Annotated in this window: 1 pseudogene; it reads right to left on the bottom strand. The window is 55.6% G+C overall.

From position 1 onward, the window contains the following. Window positions 1-45: 45 nt before the first annotated feature. Window positions 46-268 (bottom strand): annotated as a pseudogene (locus RVY79_RS19900) (hypothetical protein); the annotation flags it as partial.

Raw genomic sequence — 268 nt, 5'->3', positions numbered from 1 at the left:
CCTTCGGTAAGCCCGCGTCGAAATCAATCGTGGCCTGTGTTGCCATCATGCTTGCGCTTCTTCGGCGCCAGTATTGTTGCCTTCCGCCGAGGCGCCCTTCCCCTCAACTAGGGAGCGATACACGGCTCCAAGCGCCTGAATCGTCTGTGCGGTAAAAATCAGACGCAATACCGGAGAAATCTCGAATCGGTCATCCGTCAGCTTCTTCAACAGATGCATGTCTTTGACCCGCTCAATGGGGGCACCGACTCGTTTGACGAAGGTGACA

Origin of the sequence: Chromohalobacter sp. HP20-39, from assembly GCF_033052815.1 — a bacterium.
Lineage (GTDB): Bacteria > Pseudomonadota > Gammaproteobacteria > Pseudomonadales > Halomonadaceae > Chromohalobacter.
Note: the sequence above shows the minus strand (reverse complement) of the source record. Positions and strands in the feature narration are given on the sequence as shown.